The following is a 10,522-nucleotide window of genomic DNA, read 5'->3' on the forward strand; positions in this document are numbered from 1 at the left end:
CGATGCATCGCCGATGGTAGTGTGGGGTTTCCCCATGTGAGAGTAGGTCATCGTCAAGATTAAATTCCAGAACCCCTGTTTGCTAACGCAAACAGGGGTTTTGTTTTGGGCGGTTGGAAAGTGCGAAGAGGCTCATTACGGTGGCCTTCAATGCTAAAGTCCATGCCTCGATTCAGTTTTTCCCAAGGAAGCCGTTATGCCGGATGCGACGTCCCTCAGCGCTGGATTCATGGTGGTTCACGGCAACCGCCTGGACGAACTGCGCAGCCTGGTGGTCAGTTGGATGCGTCGTTATCCGCTCGCTCCCCTCGAAAACGAAATCGCGCTGGTACAAAGCAACGGCATCGCCCAATGGCTCAAGTTGGCCCTGGCTGAAGACCCGGAAGACGATGACATGGGTGGCTGCGGCATCGCTGCCGCCATCGACGTGCAACTTCCTGGTAGTTTTATGTGGCAGCTTTACCGAATGGTCCTGGGACGTGACGAAATCCCTCCCAAGTCGCTGCTCGATAAAGCGCCATTGACCTGGCGTCTGATGCGCTTGCTCCCGGAGCTGATCAACCGACCGCACTTCGAGCCCCTGCAGCGCTTTCTGACCCACGACACTGACCTGCGCAAACGCTATCAACTTGCCGAACGCCTGGCCGACTTGTTCGACCAATACCAGGTCTACCGTGCCGATTGGCTTGAGGATTGGGCAGCAGGTCGCCACCAGCTGCGCAACGCTCGAGGCGAATCCAAGCCGCTGAATCCCGCAAACTGCTGGCAAGCCGAATTATGGCGCGCGTTGCTGCTGGATGTCGGTGAAGAGGGCATGGCCCAAAGTCGTGCCGGCGTACACCAACGCTTTATCGAACGCATTAATTCCCTTGAGCAGGCGCCCCCGGGCTTGCCTTCGCGGGTGATCGTCTTCGGCATTTCTTCATTGCCCGCCCAAGCGCTGGAGGCACTCGCCGGGTTGGCGCGTTTCAGTCAGGTCCTGCTCTGCGTACACAACCCTTGTCGCCACCATTGGTCCGACATCGTTGCCGACAAAGACCTGCTGCGTAACGAATACAAACGCCAAGCGCGCAAGGCGGGCATGCCAGTCACCATTGATCCACAAACCCTGCACCAGCACGCCCACCCACTGCTCGCCGCCTGGGGTAAACAAGGCCGCGACTACATCAGCCTGCTGGACAGTTACGATGACCCGAACAGCTACCGCGCGGCATTCCGAGACGGCCGCATCGATCTGTTCAGTGAAAACGATCCCACCACACTGCTCAACCAACTCCAGGACGATATCCTCGAGCTGCGCCCGCTCAACGAGACACGCGAGCTCTGGCCGGACGTCGACCTGAATAGCGATGACTCCATCCGTTTCCACATCGCCCACAGTGCCCAACGTGAAGTGGAAATCCTCCACGACCAGCTACTCCAGCGCTTCAGCGCCGACCCAGCGCTGCGCCCTCGGGACATTATCGTCATGGTCCCCGACGTCGACAGCTATGCGCCGCATATTCGCGCCGTGTTCGGCCAACTCGAAAGAAGCGACCCGCGCTTCATCCCCTTCACGCTCACTGACCAGGGCCAGCGCGGTCGCGACCCGCTGCTGATTGCCGTCGAGCACCTGCTCAAACTTCCGGACAGCCGCTTCCCTGTCAGTGAAATCCTCGACTTGCTCGACGTCCCCGCCTTGCGCGAACGTTTCGCGATCAAAGAGCGCGACCTGCCCACACTGCACCGCTGGATTGAAGGCGCCGGTATCCGTTGGGGTCTCAACGCCGAACAACGTGCCGGGCTCGGTTTGCCTGCAGAACTCGAGCAAAACAGCTGGCGATTTGGCTTACGCCGTATGCTGCTGGGTTACGCTGTCGGCACCTGGCTCGCCTGCGACGGCATCGAGCCCTACGACGAAATCGGAGGCCTCGACGCAGCATTGATCGGCCCTCTGGTCGCGTTGCTCGACGCCCTGAGTGATGCGCACCAAGCGCTGTCCCAACCGGCGGCTCCACAAGAGTGGGGCGAGCGCCTGCAACGCTTGATGCAGTTGTTCTTCCTGCCCAGCAGCGAACACGACGACTACCTGCTCGGGCAACTGGAGCAACTCCGCGAAACCTGGCTGGAAACCTGCGAGTCAGTCGGTCTGCAGGATGAGTTACCGCTCACCGTAGTCCGTGAAGCCTGGCTCGCGGGTCTCGACCAAGGTCGCCTGTCCCAACGCTTCCTCGCCGGTGCTGTCAATTTCTGCACCCTGATGCCCATGCGAGCGATCCCGTTCAAGCTGGTTTGCCTGCTCGGCATGAACGATGGTGACTACCCGCGCGCGCAACCGCCGTTGGACTTCGACCTGATGGGCAGCGACTACCGCCCCGGCGACCGCTCGCGCCGCGAAGATGACCGTTATCTGTTGCTTGAGGCACTGCTGTCTGCGCGTGACCAGCTCTACATCAGTTGGGTCGGCCGCAGCATCCGCGACAACAGTGATCGCCCGGCCTCGGTATTGATCGGTCAATTGCGCGACCACCTCGCCAGCGGCTGGCACAACGCAGGGCCAGAAGAACTGCTGGAAGCAATGACCCAGGAGCACCCGCTGCAGCCTTTCAGCGCCCGGTATTTCCACGCTGGCGATGAACTGTTCAGCTACGCCCGCGAATGGCAATTGCTCCACGAGGCACCGGATGCTCCCCCGGAAGAAGACCAACTGACACAGCATCAGCAGGAAGAGCCCCTCAGCCTCGGGCAGTTGCAGGACTTCCTGCGCAACCCGGTCAAACATTTCTTCAGCCAACGTCTGAAAGTATTCTTCGAAGCCGCCGAAGTGCCGCTGGCCGATGAAGAACCTTTCGTGCTGGACGCGCTGCAGCGTTACAGCCTGAGCGACAGCCTTTTGAGCGCCGCGCTACGCCAGCCTGATCATCTCGACCAGGCCCTGAATGCCCAGGCATTGCGCCTGCAAGGCAGTGGCCTGTTGCCGATGGTTGGTTTCGGCGAGTGCCTGCGTAACGAACTGATCGAACCGTTGCCCGATTTGCTGCAACGCTACCAACAGCTTCTGGCCCTTTGGCCAACCCCGCACACCACCGCCGAACCGATCAGTTTTGAGCATCAAGGCATCCAGCTGGAAGGCTGGATCAGTGGCCTGCACCGACGCGCTGATGGCGGATTGCTCAGCGTGAGCACTATCCCCAACAGCATTGGTTCGATCAAGACTCGCAAGTGGCACCGCCTGATTCGCCCTTGGGTCAACCACGTGGTCGCTTGCGCATGCGGCCTGCCACTGAGCACCGGTCTGGTCGCGAGTGACGACACCTTGCTGCTCGCCCCGCTGGAAACATCCACTGCCCAGGAAATCCTTGGCAACCTGCTATTGGCCTGGCAGGCGGGCATGAGAAAGCCGCTGCCGGTAGCGGTCAAAACCGCCTTCGCCTGGCTCGGCCAAACCGATCCGGTCAAGGCGCAGGCCGCCGCGAGTAAAGCCTATGAAGGCGACGGCCTGACTACCGACGGCGAACGCCGCGAAAGCCCGGCGCTCACCCGGCAGTTCCCCGATTACGCCAGCCTGGTGGCCAGCGAAGAATTCGAAGGCTGGTGCGAAACCCTGTATCGCCCGTTGCTCAATGCCCCGTGGCGATCACTCACCAGCGAGGCGGCCGGCACATGATCAGTAAACCTTTAGCCTTGGGCTTTCCGCTCAAAGGCAGCCAACTGATCGAAGCCAGCGCCGGCACCGGCAAGACCTTCACCATTTCCGCCCTCTACTTGCGCCTGGTGCTCGGCCACGGGGGGGACGCGTCCGGTTTCGACCGCGAACTGCTGCCGCCGCAGATCCTGGTGGTGACCTTCACCGACGCCGCCACCAAAGAACTGCGCGAACGCATCCGCATCCGGCTGGCCGAAGCCGCGCGTTTTTTCCGCGATGAAATCGAGCAGCCGGATGCCCTGATCGCCGACCTGCGCGACGAATATCTCTCCGAACAGTGGCCTGCCTGCGCCAATCGCCTGGACATCGCCGCACAGTGGATGGACGAAGCCGCCGTATCGACCATTCACAGTTGGTGCCAGCGCATGCTGCGCGAACACGCATTCGACAGCGGCAGCCTGTTCACACAAACCCTGGAAACCGACCACAGCGACCTGCTCGGCGAAGTGCTGCGCGACTACTGGCGGCTGTTCTGCTACCCGATGCACGACGACGCGCTCAACTGGGTCCGCAAAAACTGGAGCGGCCCCGCCGCGCTGATGCCGCGCGTGCGCGCGCTGTTCGGCAGCGAACGCCCCACCGACGAAGCCCGAGAGCCCGCCGAGCTGATCAACGCCTGCCTGCAGGAACGCCGCGAAGCGCTGGTCAGCCTCAAGGCGCCGTGGCAACAATGGGCCGCTGAGCTGCGTGATATCTGCCTGCAGGCCGTCGCCGCCAAAGCCGTCGATGGCCGCAAGATGCAAGCGCGTTACTTCGAGCCCTGGTTCGAAAAGATCAGCGCGTGGGCTGCCGACGAAGCCCTAGAGCAATTGGATATCGGCACCGGCTTCACCCGCCTGACCCCCGACGGCATGGCCGAAGCCTGGAAGGGCGAGCCGCCGCAGCACCCCGGCATCGACGCAATGGCCGGCCTCAAGGCCGCTCTTGACGCATTGCCGACACCTGACGCCGCCGTGTTGCAACACGCTGCCGGCTGGGTGGGTAGACGTTTCGAAGAAGAAAAACGCCGACGCGCCGAAATGGGCTTCGACGACATGCTGATCCGCCTCAACGCGGCCCTGCAAGCGGACGGCGGCGAGCGCCTGGCCAGTGTGATCCGCGAGCAGTTCCCGGTGGCGCTGATCGACGAATTCCAGGACACCGACCCGGTGCAATACAGCATCTTCGACAGCATTTACCGCATCGAAGAAAACCACCTCGACAGTGGCCTGTTCCTGATCGGCGATCCCAAGCAGGCGATCTACGCGTTCCGCGGTGCCGACATTTACACCTACCTGCGCGCACGCCAGTCCACCACCGGCCGGCACCACACCCTGGGCACCAACTTCCGCTCCAGCCACGCGATGGTCGAGGCGGTGAACCACGTGTTCCAACGTGCCGAAACCGGCCGTGGCGCGTTCCTGTTCCGCGAGCCGAATGGCGATAACCCGGTGCCGTTCCACTCGGTGTTGTCCCAGGGCCGCAAGGAGCAATTGCAGGTCGATGGCCAAACGCTGCCGGCGATGAATCTGTGGCACCTGTCCACCGATCAGCCGGTGTCCAACGCGGTGTATCGCCAGCAACTGGCCGGCGCCTGCGCCACACAGATTGTTGAGTTGCTTAACGGTGGGCAGCAAGGCACTGCTGGCTTCCTACAACCGGATGGCAACTTTAACGGCGTGCTGCCGTCAGACATCGCCATCCTGGTGCGCGACGGCAAGGAAGCCCAGGCCGTGCGCGCCGAATTGGCTGCCCGTGGCGTGCGCAGTGTGTACCTGTCCGACAAGGACTCCGTGTTCGCCGCCCAGGAAGCCCATGACCTGCTGGCCTGGCTCAAGGCTTGCGCCGAACCGGACGTCGAGCGCCCGCTGCGTGCCGCCCTGGCCTGCGTCACCTTGAACCTGTCACTGCCGGAACTGGAGCGTCTGAACCAGGACGAACTGGCGTGGGAAACTCGCGTCATGCAGTTCCGCGGTTATCGTGCGATCTGGCGCACCCAGGGTGTGCTGCCGATGCTGCGGCGTCTTTTGCATGATTTCAAACTGCCGCAAACCCTGATCGCCCGCAGCGATGGCGAACGAGTACTGACCAACCTGCTACACCTCAGCGAGCTGTTGCAACAGGCGGCGTCGGAGCTCGACGGTGAACAGGCGCTGATCCGCCATCTGGCCGAACACTTGGCGCTGTCTGGCCAAGCCGGTGAAGAGCAGATCCTGCGCCTGGAAAGCGACGAGCAACTGGTCAAGGTGGTAACCATTCACAAGTCCAAGGGCCTGGAGTACGACCTGGTATTCCTGCCGTTTATCTGCTCGGCCAAGCCGGTGGATGGCAGCCGCTTGCCGCTGCATTACCATGACGAACACGGCAAGTCCCACGTCAGCCTGCGCCCGACCGCCGAGCTGATCGCCCAGGCCGACGACGAGCGCCTGGCCGAAGACCTGCGTTTGCTCTACGTGGCCCTGACACGTGCCAAACACGCTTGCTGGCTGGGCATCGCCGACCTCAAGCGTGGCAATAACAGCAGCTCCGTGTTGCACCTGTCAGCGCTGGGCTACCTGCTTGGCGCCGGGGCAATGCTGGGCGAGTCGGCCGGCCTGGCGCGTTGGTTGCTGGACTTGCAGGAAGGCTGCCCGGCGATCCACTACGCCAGCGTGCCCGAAGCACAGCAGATCGTCTTCCACCCGCCACGCAATGAAGCCACCTTGCTCGCGCCATTGCTGCCCAAACGCAAGGCCGCCGAAAATTGGTGGATCGCTTCCTACAGCGCTTTAAGAATCGGCGACAGCATGAGCGCCGCCAGCCTTGAAGCGCCGGAAAGCCCACAAGCCCAGAAGCTGTTTGATGACGAACGCCTGGACCCCGATGCGCCGCGCGAAGTGGCGGCGTCCGGCGGTGATATTCACCGTTTCCCACGCGGTCCTAATCCCGGCACCTTCCTCCACGGTTTGCTGGAGTGGGCGGGCGAGGAGGGTTTCAACGTGACGCCCGAGGCCATCGAAAAAGCCGTGGGCGCCCGCTGCAACCGCCGCAACTGGGAAGGCTGGATCGTCACCCTCAGCGGCTGGCTCGGCCATTTGTTGCAAACGCCGCTGCCTGTGGATAACGACCACGTCACCCTGAGCAGCTTGCAGCAGTACCAGATCGAGATGGAATTCTGGTTCGCCAGCCACAGAGTCGACGTGCTCGCCCTCGACAAGCTGGTGTGCCAACACACGCACAACGGCGTGTCGCGCGTGGCTGCCGAACCGGTGCTGCTCAACGGCATGTTCAAAGGCTTTATCGACCTGACGTTCGAACACGACGGCCGCTATTACGTGGCCGACTACAAGTCCAACTGGCTCGGCCCTGACGATTCGGCCTACACCCGAGACGCCATGGAACAGTCGATCCTCGAGCATCGGTACGACCTGCAATACGTACTTTACCTACTGGCCCTGCACCGCCAACTGAAAGCCCGCCTGCCGGATTACGACTACGACTGCCACGTCGGTGGTGCGCTGTACCTGTTTCTGCGCGGTACTCAGGCCGCCAGCCAAGGCGCGTATTTCACCCGGCCGCCCCGCGAGCTGATCGAAGGCCTGGACCTGTTGTTCCAAGGCAAGCCGATCCCGCCCAAGGTTGAGCCCGCCTGGGAACAAGGAGTTCTGCTATGAGCCTGTCGCCGTTACCGCTTGAGGAACTGCAGCCCCTCAGCCGCGCCGCTGACCTTGTGCAACTGTTGGAGCGTTGGGTCGAGCGTGGCTGGCTGCGCGCGTTGGACAAAGCGTTCGTCGGCTTCCTGCACGAACTCGACCCGCAGGCCGACCCGCTGGTGCTGCTCGCGGCGGCCCTGACCAGCCACCAGTTGGGCCACGGCCACGTGTGCCTGGACCTGTTTGAAACCCTCAAGGCGCCGGATTTTGCCCTGTCCCTGCCGCCCGAAGGCGACCTGCAAACCGGCGCGATGCTGCTGCCGTCGCAATTGCTCGCGGGGTTGGACGGCGCGCACTGGTGCCATGCCCTGGCGGCCAGCCACTTGGTCGCCCTGGCCGTCGACGGCAGTGAATCCGCGCAAAGCCGCCCTTTGGTACTCGCCGGCAAACGCCTGTACCTGCGCCGCTACTGGACCTACGAGCGACGTATCGATACGGCCTTGCGCCTGCGCCTGGCGACCAAGGAAACCGTCGGCGCCGATCTGCCGCAGCGTCTGAACAGTTTGTTCGACCAACCGCCACCCGATGGCGTGATTGACTGGCAGAAACTCGCCTGCTCCCTGGCGACTCGCGGTGCATTCAGCATCGTTACCGGCGGGCCCGGCACCGGCAAAACCACGACGGTGGTGCGCCTGCTCGCACTCTTGCAGGCGCCCGCCGTGGAGGCCGGCACGCCGTTACGCATCCGCCTGGCTGCGCCCACCGGTAAAGCTGCCGCGCGCCTTACCGAATCCATCAGCCAGCAAGTGCTGTCGCTGAAAGTGCTCGACAGCGTGCGCGAAAAAATCCCGACCCAGGTCACCACGGTTCACCGCTTGTTGGGCAGTCGCCCGGGCACCCGGCATTTCCGTCACCACCTGGGTAACCCGCTGCCGCTGGATGTGCTGGTGGTGGACGAAGCCTCGATGATCGACCTGGAAATGATGGCCAACCTGCTCGACGCGTTGCCGCCCCATGCGCGCCTGGTACTGCTGGGCGACAAGGACCAGTTGGCGTCGGTGGAGGCGGGCGCCGTGCTCGGCGATTTGTGCCGCGACGCCGAAGCCGGTTGGTACAGCCTCGAGACGCGCCAGTGGCTGCAAGCGGTCAGCGGTGAAGACCTCAGCGCCAGCGGCTTGCACGAAGACCTCGATGGCAGCCACCCCCTGGCCCAGCAAGTGGTGATGCTGCGCTATTCGCGGCGTTTCGGCGAAGGCAGCGGCATTGGCCAACTGGCGCGTTGGGTCAACCAGCAAAACGCCGACGAAGCGCGCACATTGCTCGTGGCTCGCAGCCACCCGGATCTGTTCTGTGTGAGCCTCAAAGGCGAGCACGACTCGGCCCTGGAACGCCTGGTACTGGACGGGCAGGGCGACGGTGCCGAGGGTTATCGCTATTACCTCAACCTGCTGCAAAGCGCTCGCCCGGCCCTCGACACCCCGCGCGAAGACCTCGCCTGGACCCATTGGGCGCAGCAACTGCTGCAAGCGTTCGACGCCTTCCAATTGCTTTGCGCCGTGCGCAAAGGGCCGTGGGGCGTGGAAGGTCTCAACCTGCGCATCACCGCCGCATTGCGCAAGGTGCGGCTGATCGAGGGCGATGAGCAATGGTACGAAGGCCGCCCGGTGTTGATGACCCGCAACGATTACGGCCTGGGTTTGATGAATGGCGATATCGGCATCGCCCTGAAACTGCCCGAAAGCGACGGCGGGCCCCAGGTGCTGCGTGTCGCCTTCCCACGTAACGACGGTCAAGGTGGTGTGCGCTTTGTGCTGCCCAGCCGTCTGAATGATGTGGAAACCGTGTACGCCATGACCGTGCACAAATCCCAGGGCTCGGAATTTACCCACACTGCATTGATCCTGCCGGATGCGCTGAACCCGGTGCTGACCAAAGAGCTGATCTACACCGGCATCACCCGGGCCAAGCGCTGGTTCAGCCTGATCGAGCCGCGTGGCGGTGTGTTTGAAGAAGCGGTAAAGCGCAAGGTCAAGCGCTTGAGTGGGTTGATGCTGGAGTTGGGTCAGGAGTCAGAAATATCCGACGCTGTGCTATCGTTGCGGCATCACCCCGAAGACACCTGAGAGTAACGCTGCATGAACGTGGCTGTCTCGTCCACAGAGCGTAGTTTGAGCTGGAGACACCTGCTGCTGATGGCGGTTCTGTGCCTGCTCACGCCTAGTGTATTTGCCCAGGGCCCCAGCCCCGCCGATTCCCGCGCCCAGGCGGTCACCCAAGTGGTGCTGGGTATCCTCAGTTACGCGCGGTGGCCGGTGGAGCCTGCGCAACTGCGCCTGTGCATCGTCGGCCCGACCCAGTACACCGACGACCTGGTCAAAGGCACCACCCAGGCCACTGGCCGCCCGGTAGTGGTCAAGCGCCTGCTGGCCGACCACCCGGATATCATCAATGCCTGTGACGCCGTGTATATCGGCAAGCTGACCGGCAATGAACGCAGCCGCTTATTTGCCTCGTTGATCGGCCATCCGGTGCTGAGCATCAGCGAAGGCGGCGACCAATGCACGGTGGGCAGCCTGTTCTGCCTGAGAGTAGGCGATGAGCAAGTGTCGTTTGAGGTCAACCTCGATTCGGTGGCGCGCAGCGGCGTGCGCATCCACCCCAGTGTGCTGCAACTGTCGCGACGCCGAGCGCCCGCGCCATGAAGATCGATAACGCGCGACCGACGTTGCGTTCGGTGATTGGCCGGGGGCACCTGATCCTGGCGCTGGTGGCGGTGAGCCTGGCGAGTATTTCCCTGACCCTGCTCGGCGTACTGGCGCTGCGTGTGTATGCCGAGCACAACCTGCACCTGATCGCGCGCTCCATCAACTACACCGTGGAAGCGGCGGTGGTGTTCAACGACAGTGCCGCCGCCACCGAAGCCCTGAGCCTGATCGCCTCCACCGAAGAAGTAGCCCAGGCCCAAGTGCTGGACGTAAACGGCAAATTGCTGGCGCAATGGCAACGCCCCGACACCGGCATGCTGTCCCGGCTTGAACTGGAGTTGGCGCACGCGCTGCTCGAACAGCCGATCAACCAGCCCATCCTGCACCAGGGGCGCCCCATCGGCAGCATCCACCTGACTGGCCACGGCGGCAGCCTGTTGCGCTTTTTGCTGAGCGGGCTGGCCGGGATCCTGATCTGCACGGCCCTCAGTGCCTGGGTCGCCCTGCACCTGGCGCGGCGC

General features: G+C 63.0%; 5 protein-coding genes. All 5 read left to right on the forward strand.

The window, feature by feature from the left end; all coding sequences use genetic code 11:
• Nucleotides 1–196 precede the first annotated feature (196 nt).
• Entirely contained in the window at nucleotides 197–3,646 is a 3,450-nt protein-coding gene (gene recC, locus WBR57_RS12135) for an exodeoxyribonuclease V subunit gamma (RefSeq protein ID WP_424084033.1), read from the forward strand.
• Nucleotides 3,643–7,317: an exodeoxyribonuclease V subunit beta gene (gene recB, locus WBR57_RS12140; RefSeq protein WP_424084034.1), complete on the forward strand. Its 3,675-nt coding sequence runs from the start codon at nucleotides 3,643–3,645 to the stop codon at nucleotides 7,315–7,317. The genes recC and recB overlap by 4 nt, the downstream gene beginning before the upstream one ends.
• Nucleotides 7,314–9,419: an exodeoxyribonuclease V subunit alpha gene (recD, locus tag WBR57_RS12145; RefSeq protein WP_424084035.1), complete on the forward strand. Its 2,106-nt coding sequence runs from the start codon at nucleotides 7,314–7,316 to the stop codon at nucleotides 9,417–9,419. The genes recB and recD overlap by 4 nt, the downstream gene beginning before the upstream one ends.
• Nucleotides 9,420–9,431: 12 nt before the next feature.
• The gene (locus WBR57_RS12150) at nucleotides 9,432–9,998 is read left to right on the forward strand and encodes a YfiR family protein (protein WP_424084036.1); all 567 of its coding nucleotides are present in this window, start codon (nucleotides 9,432–9,434) and stop codon (nucleotides 9,996–9,998) included.
• Nucleotides 9,995–10,522 (forward strand): CHASE sensor domain-containing protein (locus WBR57_RS12155; protein WP_424084037.1); only part of this gene is annotated, 528 nt, incomplete at its 3' end. The genes WBR57_RS12150 and WBR57_RS12155, both read left to right, overlap by 4 nt.

It is taken from the genome of Pseudomonas sp., assembly GCF_049590575.1.
Classification (GTDB): Bacteria; Pseudomonadota; Gammaproteobacteria; order Pseudomonadales; family Pseudomonadaceae; genus Aquipseudomonas.